General features: G+C 61.5%; 16 protein-coding genes and 1 riboswitch. Of the genes, 9 read left to right on the plus strand and 7 right to left on the minus strand.

What is annotated here, in order from left to right; genetic code table 11:
- Positions 1 to 9: 9 nt before the first annotated feature.
- The 6 genes from GVK95_RS01540 (at position 10) to GVK95_RS01565 (ending at position 6,242) form a co-directional block, all read left to right on the plus strand.
- Positions 10 to 891 (plus strand): ABC transporter permease subunit, encoded by an 882-nt coding sequence (locus GVK95_RS01540; RefSeq protein WP_159946108.1) that lies wholly within the window; start codon positions 10 to 12, stop codon positions 889 to 891.
- Between the two features lie 10 nt (positions 892 to 901).
- Complete coding sequence (locus tag GVK95_RS01545; RefSeq protein WP_159946109.1) at positions 902 to 1,744, plus strand: ABC transporter permease subunit; 843 nt, start codon at positions 902 to 904, stop codon at positions 1,742 to 1,744.
- Positions 1,745 to 1,759: 15 nt separating this feature from the next.
- Complete coding sequence (locus tag GVK95_RS01550) at positions 1,760 to 2,872, plus strand: sn-glycerol-3-phosphate import ATP-binding protein UgpC (RefSeq protein ID WP_159946110.1); 1,113 nt, start codon at positions 1,760 to 1,762, stop codon at positions 2,870 to 2,872.
- A 99-nt stretch (positions 2,873 to 2,971) separates the two neighbouring features.
- Positions 2,972 to 3,463: a cupin domain-containing protein gene (locus GVK95_RS01555; RefSeq protein ID WP_159946111.1), complete on the plus strand. Its 492-nt coding sequence runs from the start codon at positions 2,972 to 2,974 to the stop codon at positions 3,461 to 3,463.
- 95 nt (positions 3,464 to 3,558) lie between these two features.
- Positions 3,559 to 4,506 carry a glutathione synthase gene (gshB, locus tag GVK95_RS01560; protein WP_159946112.1) on the plus strand — a complete coding sequence of 316 codons (948 nt, stop codon included), beginning with the start codon at positions 3,559 to 3,561 and terminating at the stop codon, positions 4,504 to 4,506.
- 200 nt (positions 4,507 to 4,706) lie between these two features.
- The gene (locus tag GVK95_RS01565; RefSeq protein ID WP_159946113.1) at positions 4,707 to 6,242 is read left to right on the plus strand and encodes a YifB family Mg chelatase-like AAA ATPase; all 1,536 of its coding nucleotides are present in this window, start codon (positions 4,707 to 4,709) and stop codon (positions 6,240 to 6,242) included.
- 66 nt (positions 6,243 to 6,308) lie between these two features.
- On the opposite strand, the gene cysK is transcribed toward GVK95_RS01565, so the two are convergent.
- Both cysK and GVK95_RS01575 read right to left on the minus strand, forming a co-directional pair.
- Entirely contained in the window at positions 6,309 to 7,277 is a 969-nt protein-coding gene (gene cysK, locus GVK95_RS01570; RefSeq protein WP_159946114.1) for a cysteine synthase A, read from the minus strand.
- Positions 7,278 to 7,415: 138 nt separating this feature from the next.
- A complete protein-coding gene (locus tag GVK95_RS01575) occupies positions 7,416 to 8,033 on the minus strand; it encodes a LysE family translocator (RefSeq protein ID WP_159946115.1) in 618 nt (205 codons plus the stop codon).
- Between the two features lie 177 nt (positions 8,034 to 8,210).
- Here GVK95_RS01575 and GVK95_RS01580 point away from each other — a divergent pair, with 177 nt between their 5' ends.
- Positions 8,211 to 8,843: a LysE family translocator gene (locus GVK95_RS01580; RefSeq protein ID WP_159946116.1), complete on the plus strand. Its 633-nt coding sequence runs from the start codon at positions 8,211 to 8,213 to the stop codon at positions 8,841 to 8,843.
- 137 nt (positions 8,844 to 8,980) lie between these two features.
- Here GVK95_RS01580 and GVK95_RS01585 read toward each other — a convergent pair whose 3' ends face one another.
- Genes GVK95_RS01585 through dut form a run of 3 tightly spaced genes read right to left on the minus strand, consistent with a single transcriptional unit; the run spans position 8,981 to position 10,344 of the window.
- Positions 8,981 to 9,667 (minus strand): GNAT family N-acetyltransferase, encoded by a 687-nt coding sequence (locus GVK95_RS01585; RefSeq protein ID WP_348532441.1) that lies wholly within the window; start codon positions 9,665 to 9,667, stop codon positions 8,981 to 8,983.
- The gene (locus GVK95_RS25420) at positions 9,568 to 9,864 is read right to left on the minus strand and encodes a hypothetical protein (RefSeq protein ID WP_348532442.1); all 297 of its coding nucleotides are present in this window, start codon (positions 9,862 to 9,864) and stop codon (positions 9,568 to 9,570) included. Before GVK95_RS25420 ends, GVK95_RS01585 begins: the two co-directional genes overlap by 100 nt.
- A gap of 9 nt (positions 9,865 to 9,873) precedes the next feature.
- A complete protein-coding gene (dut, locus tag GVK95_RS01590) occupies positions 9,874 to 10,344 on the minus strand; it encodes a dUTP diphosphatase (RefSeq protein WP_159946117.1) in 471 nt (156 codons plus the stop codon).
- 90 nt (positions 10,345 to 10,434) lie between these two features.
- On the opposite strand from dut, the gene GVK95_RS01595 reads away from it, so the two are divergent.
- Complete coding sequence (locus GVK95_RS01595) at positions 10,435 to 12,018, plus strand: peptide chain release factor 3 (RefSeq protein WP_159946118.1); 1,584 nt, start codon at positions 10,435 to 10,437, stop codon at positions 12,016 to 12,018.
- Positions 12,019 to 12,097: 79 nt separating this feature from the next.
- Here GVK95_RS01595 and GVK95_RS01600 read toward each other — a convergent pair whose 3' ends face one another.
- Positions 12,098 to 12,772 carry an HAD-IA family hydrolase gene (locus GVK95_RS01600; RefSeq protein ID WP_159946119.1) on the minus strand — a complete coding sequence of 225 codons (675 nt, stop codon included), beginning with the start codon at positions 12,770 to 12,772 and terminating at the stop codon, positions 12,098 to 12,100.
- A gap of 132 nt (positions 12,773 to 12,904) precedes the next feature.
- Positions 12,905 to 13,001: riboswitch (TPP riboswitch) on the plus strand.
- 54 nt (positions 13,002 to 13,055) lie between these two features.
- Here GVK95_RS01600 and thiD point away from each other — a divergent pair.
- Positions 13,056 to 13,874, plus strand: a complete 819-nt coding sequence (thiD, locus tag GVK95_RS01605) for a bifunctional hydroxymethylpyrimidine kinase/phosphomethylpyrimidine kinase (RefSeq protein ID WP_159946120.1) — start codon at positions 13,056 to 13,058, stop codon at positions 13,872 to 13,874.
- Between the two features lie 10 nt (positions 13,875 to 13,884).
- Here thiD and GVK95_RS01610 read toward each other — a convergent pair whose 3' ends face one another.
- Positions 13,885 to 14,283, minus strand: coding sequence for a GFA family protein (locus GVK95_RS01610; protein ID WP_159946121.1), 399 nt, complete (start codon positions 14,281 to 14,283; stop codon positions 13,885 to 13,887).
- Between the last annotated feature and the right edge of the window lie 37 nt (positions 14,284 to 14,320).

Consider the following 14,320-nt stretch of genomic DNA (forward strand, 5'->3'; position numbering starts at 1 on the left):
AGGGCTCCGATGAAGCGCGTCCAGTTTAACTCCCGCTATCTGCCGTATCTCTTGCTGCTGCCGCAGTTCGTGATCATTTCCATCTTCTTCTATTGGCCGTCGGCCCAGGCGATCACCTCGTCCTTCTACATCGAGGACCCCTTCGGTTTCGGATCGAGCTTTGTCGGCCTGTCGAACTATACCGATGCGCTGGGCTCGCCCGAATACCAGAAGATTGCCCGCTTCACCGTAGGCTTCAGCCTGATCGTCACATTTCTCGCCCTGTCGTTCGGGCTGCTCTTGGCGCTGAAGGCCGATGCCGTGATCCGTGGACAGTCGTCCTACAAGACGCTGTTGATCGCCGTCTATGCGATCGCCCCGCCGGTGGCCGGCCTGATCGGCATGATGATGTTCGACCAGCACATTGGCCCTTTCGTGCGTTTCGTTGCCCTGTTCGGCTGGGACATGAAGGTCGGCATCAACTATTACGACACCGCGTTTGCCATGATCATGGTCGCAGTGTGGAACCAGATCCCCTACAATTTCATCTTTTTCCTCTCTGGCCTGCAGGGCATCCCGGCCTCTATCCGCGAGGCGGCTGCCATCGACTGCAAGTCGGGCACGCGCCGCTTCTGGACGGTTATCCTGCCGCTTCTGACGCCGACGGCCTTCTTCCTGCTGGTCATCAACATGACCTATTCGTTGTTCGACACCTTCGGCATCATCGACGTGATCGTGAAGGACAAGCCGGCCAACAATCCGATTACGCTGGTCTACAAGGTCTATCTCGACGGCTTCCGCGGCAACGACCTCGGCTCGTCCTCGGCCCAGTCGGTCATCCTGATGGTCGTCGTCCTGGTCCTGACGCTGATCCAGTTCCGCTTCATCGAACGTCGCGTTCACTACGGCTGAGGATCACGTCATGTATCGTACCAGGTTCTTCGATCATCTCATTCTCATCTGCGGCGTGATCTTCATGCTCGGGCCGCTGGTCGTCGCTTTCACAACCTCGACCCATTCGGCAGCGGAAATCCATTCCAGCGGCCTGATGCTCAACATCGGCGATGATTTCACTACGACTTATGACAAGGTGCTCTTCAAGAGCGGCGGTTTCACCGGCCAGGTCACGGGCCTGACCATGGCGATGAATTCGCTGATCCTCGGCCTCGGCTTTGCCATCGGCAAGATCGTCCTGTCGATGCTGGCCGCCTACGCCATCGTCTATTTCCGCTTCCGCTTTGGCACGTTTGCCTTCTGGCTGATCTTCACCACGCTGCTTCTGCCGCTGGAGGTCCGCATCATGCCGTCCTACAAGGTGATGAGCGATCTCGGCCTGCTCAACAGTTATCAGGGCCTGATCCTGCCGCTTCTGGCGTCGGCCACGGGAACGTTCTTCTTCCGTCAGTTCTTCAAGTCGGTGCCCGACGAATTGCTGGAGGCAGCCCGTATTGACGGCGCCGGTCCGCTGAAGTTCTTCATCGACGTTCTGGTGCCCTTGTCGCGCACCATGATCGCGGCCGTCTTCATCATCATGTTCGTCTATGGCTGGAACCAGTATCTCTGGCCGATGCTGATGACCACCGACGAGGGCTTCTACACCCTGATGCGCGGCATCAAGCAGATCCTGCAGGTCTGGGTCGGCTCGCAGATCCCCGATTACAACGAAGCCTTTGCCATGGCCGTGCTCGCCATGCTGCCGCCCGTCTTCGTGGTGGTGGTGTTCCAGAGCTGGTTCATCAAGGGCCTCACCGAAACAGACAAGTAAGGAAGGATTGCCCCAATGGCTTCCATCGATATCAACCAGGTTTCGAAAATCTACGACGGCGGCGCCAAGGCGGTGAACGGCGTCGACATCCAGATCGAGGACGGCGAGTTCATCGTGCTCGTCGGCCCCTCCGGCTGCGGCAAGTCCACGCTTCTGCGCATGGTCGCCGGCCTCGAGGAGATCTCGGAAGGAACGGTCTCGATCGGTGACCGCGTCGTCAACCAGGTCGAGCCGGCTGACCGCGACATCGCCATGGTCTTCCAGAATTATGCGCTCTATCCGCATATGAGCGTCTACGACAATCTCGCTTACGGCCTGAAGAACCGCGGCACGCCGAAGACGGAGATCGCCGAGCGCGTGGCAGAAGCCGCCCGCATGCTGGAGATCGAACCCTATCTGGCTCGCAAGCCGCGCGCGCTGTCCGGCGGTCAGCGCCAGCGTGTCGCCATGGGCCGCGCGATTGTCCGCAAGCCTGCCGTCTTCCTCTTCGACGAGCCGTTGTCGAACCTCGATGCCAAGCTGCGCGTCTCGATGCGCGGCGAAATCCGCAAGCTGCAGCGCCGGCTGAAGACCACGGCAATCTACGTCACGCATGACCAGCTTGAGGCCATGACCCTGGCCGACCGTCTCGTGGTGCTGAATGGCGGTATCATCGAGCAGATCGGTACGCCGCTTGAAGTCTACAATCGCCCGGCCTCGACCTTTGTCGCCTCCTTCATCGGTTCGCCCGCGATGAACCTCGTCGACGGCGTCATCGAAGGCGGTCGTCTGCGCATCGGTGACGTGGAGTTGCCGACCGAGGCACAAGGGATCGCCGACGGGCCGGTGCGGATCGGCATGCGCGCGGAAGATCTGACCGAAGCAGGGGAAGGCGAGACCACGCTGACGCTCGTCGTCGACTATGTCGAGGAACTGGGCGCGCAACGGCTTGTGCATGGCCTGGTCGGTGGACAGCCACTGACCGCAGTCGTTGCCTCGCATGCGCTTTTGGCCGACCGTCTGCCTTTGAAGATAGCACCATCAAAGTTGCATTTCTTCTCGGCTGAAAACGGCAAGCGCCTGGCTGCTGGTCCAGCTATTGCCGGACAGCATGCGGATCGTTCTGTCGCGGAACCGGCCCTGGCTTGACGTGAAATTCGCCGGGTCGTTAAAAGTTTAGCGATCCGGCGAACCCAATCTTAGAGACGCCGGCAGTAACGTTCCCGTCGAATTTGGTGGGGAACAACGATGCCTTTAAAACTCATGGTCGCCGGAATGGCCGCCGTCATGCTCGCCGCGCCGCGTCGTGAGACGCAAGAAGCGCCGCCGGTCGTGGCCGCAAGTGGCGACCAGGTCGAGCTGAACCTGTCGCCGATCAATCCGGACTGGATCATCGAAGGTGCTCCGGTCGCGCGTGTCGGCCAGCATTCGACCAGTGCCGACGAGGCAAGCTCGACGGCTGTCTGGGACTGCACCGCCGGCGAATTTCGTTGGTTCTTCAGCTGGGACGAGACGGTTGTGATCCAGGAAGGCGAGGTGCATGTCACCGGCGCGGACGGAGCGAGCCGAACCCTGAGGGCCGGCGACATCGCCTATTTCCGCGGCGGCACCTGGGCAACCTGGCGCGTCGACAGCTATGTGCGCAAGATCGCCTTCCTGCGCAAGCCTTTCCCCGAGCCACTGGCAATCCTGTACCGCATGCGCAACGCGCTTCGATCCGGCAAATACTGGGCTCTGTAAACTGATCCGACGTTGAGCAGAATTCAAGCGCTGCGCCGTTGCCATCCTGCCCGGCGCAGCCTAAATCTGCCATGCTTTTCAACGGGGATGCAGTCATGGCGAAAATCACCAACGTCGCGGTCCAGATGGACCATGTTTCCGGGATCGGGATCGCGGGCGACTCGACCTTTGCCATGAGCCTTGAGGCGCAGGCCCGTGGCTACAGGCTGTTCCACTACACGCCGGATCGCCTCAGCATGCGCGACGGCAAGATCTTCGCCACCGTCGAACCGATGGAACTGCGCGACGTGAAGGGCGACCATTTCACCCTGGGGCAGCCGGAACGCATAGATCTTTCGACGATGGATGTGGTGCTGTTGCGCCAGGATCCGCCCTTCGATATGGCCTATATCACCGCGACGCACCTGCTCGAGCGCATCCATCCGAAGACGCTCGTCGTCAACGATCCGGCCTGGGTGCGCAATTCGCCGGAAAAGATCTTCGTCACCGAATTTGCCGACCTGATGCCGCCGACCCTGATCACCAGGGATCCGGCAGAGATCGCCCGTTTCCGCGAAGAGCAGGGCGATATCATTCTGAAGCCGCTCTACGGCAATGGTGGCGCCGGTGTATTCCATTCGACCCGCGACGACCGCAACTTTTCCTCGCTGATGGAAATGTTCGGCCAGATGTTCCGCGAGCCCTTTATCGCTCAAGGGTACCTGCCGGCCGTGCGCAAGGGCGACAAGCGCATCATTCTGGTCGACGGCGAGCCTGTCGGCGCGATCAACCGCGTTCCGGCCGAACACGATGCGCGCTCCAACATGCATGCCGGCGGAAGGCCTGAGCCAACGGAACTGACGGCGCGCGAACTTGAAATCTGCGCGCGCATCGGTCCAGCCTTGCGCGAGCGTGGCTTCCTACTCGTCGGCATCGATGTCATCGGCGACTACATGACGGAGATCAACGTCACGTCGCCAACCGGCATTCGCGAGGTCAAGCGTTTCGGCGGCGCCGATATCGCAGCGCTGCTGTGGGACGCGATCGAGAAGAAGCGCGCCTAAGCCTCTGGGATTACTCCGGTAGTTCACAATTCGTTCTCGTCACTCAACCGGCTGCAACCGGGCGCCTACCTATGCGCGTCAATGTTCTGCAAATGTTCTTGTGTTTTTCTACCTCCTATGCGAGATTGTTCCCGTTGGCACACGCAATATGAAGTTGTGGTTGTGCTGGCCGGGGTAAATCGGAACGGCGAGGGCGGGCAATGGTGGCGCGTGTCAGTACGGTTGCATTTCATGGCATAGAAGGCGTGCCCGTCGATGTTCAGGTGATGGTCGCGCCTGGAAAAATGGGCATGCAGATTGTCGGCCTGCCGGACAAGGCTGTGGCCGAAAGCAGGGAACGGGTTCAGGCGGCGCTGCATGCCTCGGGTCTCGCCCTGCCGCCGAAGAAGGTGACGGTCAATCTGGCGCCCGCCGATCTGCCCAAGGAGGGCTCGCATTTCGACCTGCCGATTGCGCTTGGCCTGATGGCGGCGCTGGGGGCAATCCCGGGCGATGCCCTTTCGGGATATCTCGTCATCGGCGAACTCAATCTTGATGGCACGATTGCCCCGATTGCCGGGGCCTTGCCGGCGGCAATCAGCGCCAACGCACTTGGAAAGGGACTAATCTGCCCATCCGAAAGCGGCGGAGAAGCCGCATGGGCAGGCAGCGAGATCGATATCCTGGCACCGCGCAGCCTGATCGCGCTTGCCAATCATTTTCGCGGCAACCAGATTCTCACACGGCCGGAGCCCGCAATTCGAAGCCTGCCGGCCAATCTGCCGGATCTCGCCGATATCAAGGGACAGGAAAGCGCCAAGCGTGCGCTTGAGGTCGCGGCCGCCGGCGGGCACAATCTTTTGATGGTTGGTCCGCCAGGGTCGGGCAAGTCCATGCTGGCGGCGCGCCTGCCCTCGATCCTGCCGCCCCTGTCTGCCGCGGAACTGCTGGAAGTATCGATGATCCATTCGATCGCCGGCCAGCTTTCCGGCGGCAAGCTGTCGGACCGGCGTCCGTTCCGTACACCGCATCATTCTGCCACCATGGCAGCCTTGGTCGGAGGCGGCATCCGCGCGCGGCCGGGCGAGGCGTCTCTCGCCCATCATGGCATTCTCTTCCTTGACGAGCTACCGGAGTTTGCCCCGCCTGTCCTCGATGCCCTGCGCCAGCCGCTGGAGACCGGCGAGTGCATCATTGCGCGCGCCAATCACCGGGTGACCTATCCGTCGGATTTCCAGCTGGTCGCGGCGATGAACCCGTGCCGCTGCGGCATGGCGGGCGAACCCGGACACAGTTGCGCCCGTGGGCCACGCTGCCAGAGCGATTACCAGGGGCGGATCTCCGGTCCGTTGATGGATCGCATAGATATCCGTATCGACGTGCCGGCCGTGGCAGCCACTGATCTCATTCGCCCGCGTCCGGCCGAAAGCAGTGCGGATGTCGCAAAACGTGTGGCCGCGGCGAGGGATCGCCAGCGGCAACGTTTCGGTGATCTCGGCCTGCCGACCTGCACAAATGCCCGTTGCTCGACAGCCTTGATCGAGACATTGGCCGAACCGGATGCGGCTGGCCTGCAGTTGCTGCGGGATGCGGCCGACAAGTTCCGCTTTTCTGCCCGCGGTTATCACCGGGTATTGAAAGTGGCGCGCACGCTGGCCGACCTCGATGGCGCAACGATGCTTGGCCGCATCCATCTTGCGGAGGCGATCTCCTATCGCATCGCGTCGGAGAGACTGGCATCGTCAGCCGCGGCCTAGACGGTGATGGTGGGCGGCGGTTTGTCCCGGCGCCGTGTGAGGCGCCGGGACGTCAGGTCTGTTTGCTCACTCGCCGAGGCCGGCAAACAGTGCGGTGGAGAGATAACGTTCGGCAAAGGAGGGAATGATCACCACGATGGTCTTGCCGGCATTTTCGTCGCGGCTGCCGACCTTGATCGCAGCGGCCAATGCGGCACCTGAGGAAATACCGACCGGAACGCCTTCGAGACGGGCGACAAGACGGGCAGTCTCGAAGGATTCGTCATTGGTGATGGTGACGATCTCGTCATAGATCGTGGTGTCGAGGATGGCGGGTGCAAAGCCGGCGCCGATGCCCTGGATCTTGTGCGGACCGGGCGCGCCGCCGGACAGGACAGGACTGTCGGCCGGTTCGACCGCGATGACTTTCACTCCGGGCTTCTTTGCCTTCAGCACCTGGCCGGTGCCGGTGATCGTACCACCGGTGCCGATGCCGGATACCAGGATGTCGATGGCACCATCGGTGTCGTTCCAGATTTCCTCGGCGGTGGTCTTGCGGTGGATCTCCGGGTTGGCCGGGTTTTCGAACTGCTGCGGAATGACCGAATCGGGCGTCGCCTCGGCCAGTTCCTGCGCCTTGGCGATAGCCCCTTTCATACCCTTCGGGCCTTCGGTCAGCACGAGTTCAGCGCCGAGCAGCGCCAGCATCTTGCGGCGTTCGATCGACATGGTCTCGGGCATGGTCAGGATCAGCCGGTAGCCCTTGGCAGCGGCGGCAAAGGCCAGCGCAATGCCGGTGTTGCCCGACGTCGGCTCGATCAGGGTCGTCTTGCCCGGGACAATCTTGCCCTGCGCTTCCAGGCTTTCGATCATCGCCACCCCGATGCGGTCCTTGACCGAGGCGATCGGGTTGAAGAATTCGAGCTTGGCCAGAAGGTTGGCCTTCACGCCTTTTTCCCGGGCCAGCTTGTCGAGGCGGACGATCGGCGTGTCGCCGATCGTGTCGGTAATCGAGTTGTAGACGCGGCCGCGGCCCGGTTTCCTATCATTCGTCATCTATCTCTCCCTGCGGTCAGTTTTTGTTGAGAGGAAGGATAGGCCCAAACGTCACGCGCCGCCAGAACCTCCAGTCTAAGTCACGGTCCGTGCAGAGAAAAAAGCATGCGCATTAGCCGCCTTCGCGACATCTCTGTGTCAGGCGCCGCGCGTGGCGATATAGGCCGCCGTTCCGGCAAGGATGCCCGCCGCCGAGCGATTGAGCGCTTTCAGCGCCGATGGTCGCTTCAGCAACGTGCGGGCCTGTGACGCCAGGAGGATGTATGGAATGAGAACGGCCATCAGGACAATGAATGTCAGGCCGGCCAACAGCGCGTAGTCCGCCATGTCGATTGCTTCGAGCGGGAGCAGCGTCGGCACCAGGGCAATGTAGAACAGCATGGTTTTCGGGTTGCCGAGCGTCACCAGCAGGCCGGAGAGGAAGGAAAGACCGGCATGTGTCGAATGTTGCGCCTCGATCGACTGGGGCAAGAGCCCGGCAGTCCAGAGCTTCCACGCAATATAGATCAGATACATTGCGCCGGCGAATTTGATCACCAGAAACGCCGTGGCAAAGGTTTTGGCGACCAGAGCGAGGCCGAGGATGACGGCGGTCAGATAGACGAGATCGCCGAGGATAAGCCCAAGTCCCATGAAGAATGTCGGGCGGAAGCCCGAGCCGAGCGCCCGCGCGACGATTGCCGTCATGCCGGGTCCGGGAATGGCCGCAGCAATGAAAAGTGCGCCGCAATAGGCAAGCACGGTCGTCAGCGTCATTGGCAGTTCTCCGGATTTCGGCGCGTCCCATGCGAACGCATTCGACATTTGAGCGCAAGGATGAACAGGCAATGCTGTAGACCCGCAATGCCGGACTTGCAACGGTGACACGATGCACCGTTGCCGTCGCTTGGCGACCGAGCCTATGACAATGAGAGACCATTGCGGAGCCGTTTCATGCCGACCTTGCCGACACTCCTTGCCTTTGCGCTGATTTGCCTTGGCATGGTGCTGACACCAGGCCCGAACATGGTCTATCTGGTCTCGCGCTCGATTTGCCAGGGGCCGGCCGCCGGTCTTGTCTCGCTCGGCGGCGTGGCCCTCGGTTTCCTGTTCTACATGCTGATGTCGGCGCTCGGTATCACCGTCCTGCTGATGGCCATTCCCTTTGCCTATGACGCGCTGAAACTTGCCGGCGCCGCCTATCTGGTCTGGATGGCCTGGCAGGCCGTGCGTCCCGGCGGCCGTTCGCCATTCCAGGTACGCGACCTGCCGAAGGATGGCCCACGCAAGCTGTTTGCCATGGGGCTCGTCACCAGCCTGCTCAATCCGAAGGTGGCGGTTCTGTATCTGTCCTTGCTGCCGCAGTTTGTCGATCCTGCCCGGGGCAGCGTCTTTTTACAGTCGGTCATGCTGGGCTCGACCCAGATCGTCATCAGCGTCTCGGTCAATGCGATGATCGCGCTGATGGCTGGCTCCATCGCTTTGTTTCTCGCCGGCCGGCCATTTTGGATGATCGCACAACGCTGGCTGATGGGCACGGTGCTGGCCGGACTCGCCATCAGGATGGCGACCGAAGCACAGCGCTGAGCATCAAGTTAAGGCCGGTATGAAGCATCTGCCGCACGCAGGGCGCCATGCATTTCGTCGACGTGGGCAGTGGTCTGTCCCGTTCATGTCGAAGACGAGTTGCTGGAGCGCCATCTTCGCCAATTGTTGGGTAGATTTCAGAAGTCGGCCATCGGCGACAGCATCGCCGGCTGGGGAAACGTGGAAGGTTCGAACCCCTTGACCATCAGGGCACAGGAGCCCTCATAGGGGTGCGGTTCACCCTTCCAATCCAGGCGATCCGGTGGAAACAAGACTGCGATCCCTTCCGCCGAAAGCCCCAGCGCGGTCGTGATCTCGACAAGCGACGGGATGCGCCGGGCGGCGATATCGAGCAACTGGAAAGTGTTGCCCACGGTCATTTTCCAGGTGATGACCGCGTTCAAGGCTGGCAGGAAGCTGAGGCGGATGCCCGGATCAAAACAGGCATTCAGCAGAAACATCTCGGTTTGCCGGGCAACCGCTAAAAGATTTGACACAGGTTGCCGCTCGGAGAGTATGCGCTGGATGAGCGCGAGATCCTCGGGCCTTGCCAGGTCGAGCTCGCTGGCGTCAGTGCACGCTTTGTCGGACGACGGCCCCTTACCGCAAAACTGGAATTGCGGCACGACGCGAAAACCATAAGGTGCGTAGAGGTCCGGCTTGTCCGTCAACAGGATGCCCACCTCAAATCCCGCTGTATCGGCCCAGGAAAATGCCCGGCGCATCAGGTCTCGGTACAGACCTTGTCCCCGAAAGTCTGGCCGAACGGCACCCGATTGATAGCCAGCCGCTTTGACGGTGCGCCCGCCGATGACCAGCGGCATGGAAAAGGCGGAAAATTGGCGACGCAACGGCCCATGTCATCGAAATAGCCGAATGGCATGGAGGATGGATCAGGGCCGCCAAGACGGTTCTGCAATCCGATGTCGACACCAAAAATGTCCTGCAGCAGAGCGACCAGTCCGTGGAAAGCGACGGGATCGTCGAAATAACCCTGCCGGAATGTCAAAGTGTCCGGCACGGTCTTGTCCTATACGCCGGTCGAGCCGAAGCCGCCGGTGCCACGCGCGGTTTCGGAAGTTACGGTGACTTCGGCGACCCGCGCCTGGGTGACCGGAGCTATCACCATCTGGGCAATGCGCATGTCGCGGGTGATGACAAAGTCCTCGTCGCCGAGATTGACCAGCAGGACCTTCACCTCGCCGCGATAGTCGCTGTCGATCGTGCCAGGCGTGTTGAGGCAGGTGATGCCATTCTTGAAGGCGAGTCCTGAGCGCGGGCGGATCTGTGCTTCGAACCCCAGTGGGATCTCGAAGATGAAGCCAGTTGGCACGAGGGCGCGCTTACCGGGGGCAAGAGACAGTGGCTGGTCGGCATCGACGGCGGCGCGCAGGTCCATGCCGGCTGCACCGGATGTCTCGTAAGCGGGCAGGTCAAGGCCGTGCCCATGGGGCAGCCGAACCAGGTTTAGGGTCGGCGTGATGTCTGTGCGGATGGTCATCTGCCATTACTTTGCCCTCACTTGGCCAAGGTCAATTGCAATGCCGGCCTTTAATCGCTAGATAGCCCGCAATTCCACAGGATTCACGACATGGCCGAAACGCTCGCAGAGGCGGTCTCCCGCCGCCGCACATTCGCTATTATCGCTCACCCGGACGCCGGTAAGACGACGCTCACCGAAAAGCTGTTGCTGTTCGGGGGTGCGATCCAGCTCGCCGGCGAGGTCAAGGCGAAGAAGGATCGTATCCAGACCCGCTCGGACTGGATGAAGATCGAGCGCGAGCGCGGCATTTCGGTCGTCACCTCGGTGATGACCTTCGAATACGACGGCAATGTCTTCAACATTCTCGATACGCCCGGTCACGAAGACTTCGCCGACGATACCTATCGCACGCTGACCGCCGTCGACGCCGCCGTCATGGTCATCGACGCCGCCAAAGGCATCGAGCCGCGCACGCTCAAACTCTTCGAAGTGTGCCGCATGCGCGATATCCCGATCATCACCTTCGTCAACAAGATGGACCGTGAAAGCCGCGACATCTTCGAGATCCTCGACGAGGTCGAGGAGAAGCTGGCGCTGGACACGGCCCCGATCACCTGGCCTGTCGGTCGCTCGAAGAGCTTCTGCGGTTCCTACAACCTGGTCGACAACACGTTTCGCGGCTCCGACAAGCAGGTCGAGGCGCTGGCCGTCAACAGCCCGCAGAATGTTGCCGAAAACCTGCCGGAAAACGAGCGCGCCACCTTCGTCGATGAGCTGGAACTGGCGCAGGAAGCCTGCCGGCCCTTCGATCGCCAAGCCTTTCTCGAAGGGCATATGACGCCGGTCTTCTTCGGCTCCGCGCTGCGCAATTTTGGCGTCCGTGACCTGATCAACGCGCTCGGCGATTTTGCACCGCCACCGCGCGACCAGGTGGCGGACATACGCACCGTGCATGCCGCCGAAGACAAGATGACCGCCTTCGTCTTCAAGATCCAGGCCAACATGGACCCCAATCACCGCGACCGCATCGCCTTTGCCCGTATCTGCTCCGGCAAGCTCGAGCGTGGCATGAAGGCGCGTCTTGCCCGCACCGGCAAGCAGATGGGTCTGACGGCACCGCAGTTCTTCTTCGCCTCGCAGCGCCAGCTCGCCGATACCGCTTATGCCGGTGACGTGGTTGGCATCCCGAACCATGGGACCTTGCGCATCGGCGACACGCTGACCGAGGGTGAAAACCTTGTCTTCCAGGGCGTGCCGAACTTCTCGCCGGAAATCCTGCGTCGCGTGCGTCTTGAAGATGCGATGAAGGCAAAGAAGCTCAAGGAAGCCCTGCAGCAGATGGCTGAAGAAGGCGTCGTGCAGCTGTTTTCCCCGGAAGACGGCTCCCCGGCGATCGTCGGCGTGGTCGGCGCCCTGCAGCTCGACGTTCTGAAGGAGCGTTTGGCGGGCGAATATACCCTGCCGGTCTCGTTCGAAATGTCGCGTTTCTCGGTCTGCCGCTGGATTTCCTCCGATCAGCCCGCCGAACTCGACAAGTTCATGACCCAGCGCCGTGGCGATATCTGCCGGGATCTGGACGGAGATCCGGTGTTCATGGCGCAGGACGCGTTTTCGCTGCGCTACGAGTCGGAGCGGTTTCCCGCGATCAAGATGGTGGCGATCAAGGAATATCACGTCGCCAAGGCGGCGTGATCGTTCTCTGCGACGCATCGGCAAGTCCGCGCACCTGAGGCGCGGGCTGCCATATCCGTCTCTGTGACCTCGGAAAAGATCAGCCCGCCCGGACGATCTGCATGCCGCCGTCTCGATCGACATGCACCTGCAGCCCCTCGTAGCTCGCAATCTTCGGATGCCGCGTGTCCAGCGCATGGCTATGGGTGGCTGTGACCACCATGACATCCGATCCCGCAGCTTCGCCGGCCAAGACGCCGGCCATGACGTCTTCGAACACCAGGCAGCGGGCCGGGTCGGCACCGAGATGTCTTGCGCCGAGCAGATAGCCTGCGGGGTTGGGCTTTCCGATTTTTACATCCTCGGCCGTGACGATCTTCGGCGGCTGCGGCAGGCCGGCGGCCTCGATGCGCGCCCTTGCCAAGAGTGCAGGCGCCGATGTGACGATCGCCCAGCGTGCCGATGGCAGGCCGTTGAGAAAGTCGATCGCGCCTGGAATTGCCACCACGCCCTCGACGTCTTCGATTTCACCGCGCTCGATTTCGAGTGCTTCTGCCTGCACGTCCACACCCGGCAGGGCAAGCCCGCTGATCGTGTCGATGCCACGTTTGCCATGCATCGTCGGCAGGAAGGCCGCGACATCGAGCCCGTGGCGCGCAGCCCATTTTCCCCAGACCCGTTCGGCGGCGGCGATGGAATTGAGCAGCGTACCGTCCATGTCGAACAGAAAGCCATTGTAACGCTTGTCGAAGACGGGGTTCTGGGCAGAGGTCAATCGCGGAATCCTTGAGCTACAAGAGAGGTTGACTACGCAACTAGCCATTTTTGACTTTCGTCGCAAATGCTTCGGTGCGCGGCTTGCGGCATTTTGCATGACAGTCGCGCTACTCCGGTCTAAAACAGTTCCATTGAGAGACAGGGGCGTTCATCGGAAGATGGACTGAGACGCACCCTTCGAACCTGAACCAGATAATGCTGGCGGAGGGAGTCGCTCGGGAAGTCTCCGCATGCATCTCGTGGATCTTCCCGACGGCTGCCCCGCTCGAAAAGGGGCGCCCGTGAAATCCACTTCCAGTTTTATTGCCAACGTCCTCTCGATTGCCGGGTCCGATCCATCCGGCGGTGCCGGTATCCAGGCCGATCTGAAGACATTCTCCGCGCGCGGCTGTTACGGCATGGCGGCCATCACTGCGCTGACGGCACAAAATACCCAAGGGGTCTCTGCCGTGCAGCCCGTTGCCCCTGATTTTGTCGCGGAACAGATCCGGATGATTTTCGCCGATATGCGCGTCGATGCCGTGAAGATCGGCATGATTGCCAATGCCGGCATTGCCCGCGCAGTCGCCAGCGCGCTCAGGCCGCATCACTCCATCCCGATCGTGCTCGATCCGGTCATGATCGCCAAGGGCGGCGCGGCACTGCTGGACCCCGAAGCGGTTGCCGTGCTCCGCGATGAACTCCTGCCTCTCGCAACCCTTCTCACCCCCAATCTTCCCGAAGCCGCCGTCTTGTTGGATGAGCCGGAGGCGGTCAGCCGCCAGGTGATGGAATCACAGGCCGCCCGTCTGACGCTGCAAGGTCCGACGACGGTGTTGTTGAAGGGCGGGCACCTGACCGCCTCCGACAGCCCCGACATACTGGTGTCTGGCGAGCGCTTTCATTGGTTCGAGGCGCCGCGGATCGTCACGAAAAATACGCACGGCACGGGTTGCGCGCTGTCGAGCGCAATTGCCGCCGAACTTGCAAAGGGGCTTTCTATCCTGGACGCCGTCGCGGTTGCCAAGGACTGGCTGGCCGGTGCCGTCGCCACTTCAGGGACGTTGACGGTTGGCTCGGGACATGGGTCTGTGCATCATTTCCACGGCCTTTGGAACTAAAGCCCCTGGTCTATTCGCCGACCGATGCGGGAATATCCCGGATGTCGTTCACCCATCCGAGCGCCGAGCCGGTCCAACTCTGATGACGTGGCACGAATGCCTGTCGCTGATCGATCGTTCCAAGGCGGATGGCGATGCTGGCGCCGGTGGCGTCGACCCGCCAGAGTGGCGAGCCGCAGGTGTCGCAAAAGTACTGGTCGCTTGGCCTGCCGCTGTCGCCGATCTTGCGGTATCGGCGCGCCGTGCCCGTCTGGATATGGAAATCACCTGGTTCTACACCGACGCTGACCCGGTACGCACAACCCGTCAGTCTCTGGCAATCGACGCAATGGCATATGCCGACCTCCTGCGGATCGACCTCGGCTTCATAGCGGATGGCGCCACAATGGCAGTTGCCTGTGATGTGCATGCTCAGTCTCCCAAAAAAGAAAACCCGGCGGAGGGGG

Source organism: Rhizobium sp. 18065 (assembly GCF_902706095.1).
Taxonomy (GTDB): Bacteria; Pseudomonadota; Alphaproteobacteria; order Rhizobiales; family Rhizobiaceae; genus Allorhizobium.

Bases quoted from the DNA above. Each gene is read 5' to 3' on its own strand.
- GVK95_RS01610 (WP_159946121.1), bottom strand. From the start codon at position 14,283: ATGCACATCACAGGCAACTGCCATTGTGGCGCCATCCGCTATGAAGCC.
- GVK95_RS01550 (WP_159946110.1), top strand. From the start codon at position 1,760: ATGGCTTCCATCGATATCAACCAGGTTTCGAAAATCTACGACGGCGGC.
- GVK95_RS01595 (WP_159946118.1), top strand. From the start codon at position 10,435: ATGGCCGAAACGCTCGCAGAGGCGGTCTCCCGCCGCCGCACATTCGCT.
- GVK95_RS01545 (WP_159946109.1), top strand. From the start codon at position 902: ATGTATCGTACCAGGTTCTTCGATCATCTCATTCTCATCTGCGGCGTG.
- GVK95_RS01565 (WP_159946113.1), top strand. From the start codon at position 4,707: ATGGTGGCGCGTGTCAGTACGGTTGCATTTCATGGCATAGAAGGCGTG.
- GVK95_RS01585 (WP_348532441.1), bottom strand. From the start codon at position 9,667: ATGCCGCTGGTCATCGGCGGGCGCACCGTCAAAGCGGCTGGCTATCAA.
- cysK (WP_159946114.1), bottom strand. From the start codon at position 7,277: ATGACGAATGATAGGAAACCGGGCCGCGGCCGCGTCTACAACTCGATT.
- GVK95_RS01575 (WP_159946115.1), bottom strand. From the start codon at position 8,033: ATGACGCTGACGACCGTGCTTGCCTATTGCGGCGCACTTTTCATTGCT.
- GVK95_RS01540 (WP_159946108.1), top strand. From the start codon at position 10: ATGAAGCGCGTCCAGTTTAACTCCCGCTATCTGCCGTATCTCTTGCTG.
- GVK95_RS01580 (WP_159946116.1), top strand. From the start codon at position 8,211: ATGCCGACCTTGCCGACACTCCTTGCCTTTGCGCTGATTTGCCTTGGC.
- GVK95_RS01555 (WP_159946111.1), top strand. From the start codon at position 2,972: ATGCCTTTAAAACTCATGGTCGCCGGAATGGCCGCCGTCATGCTCGCC.
- gshB (WP_159946112.1), top strand. From the start codon at position 3,559: ATGGCGAAAATCACCAACGTCGCGGTCCAGATGGACCATGTTTCCGGG.
- dut (WP_159946117.1), bottom strand. From the start codon at position 10,344: ATGACCATCCGCACAGACATCACGCCGACCCTAAACCTGGTTCGGCTG.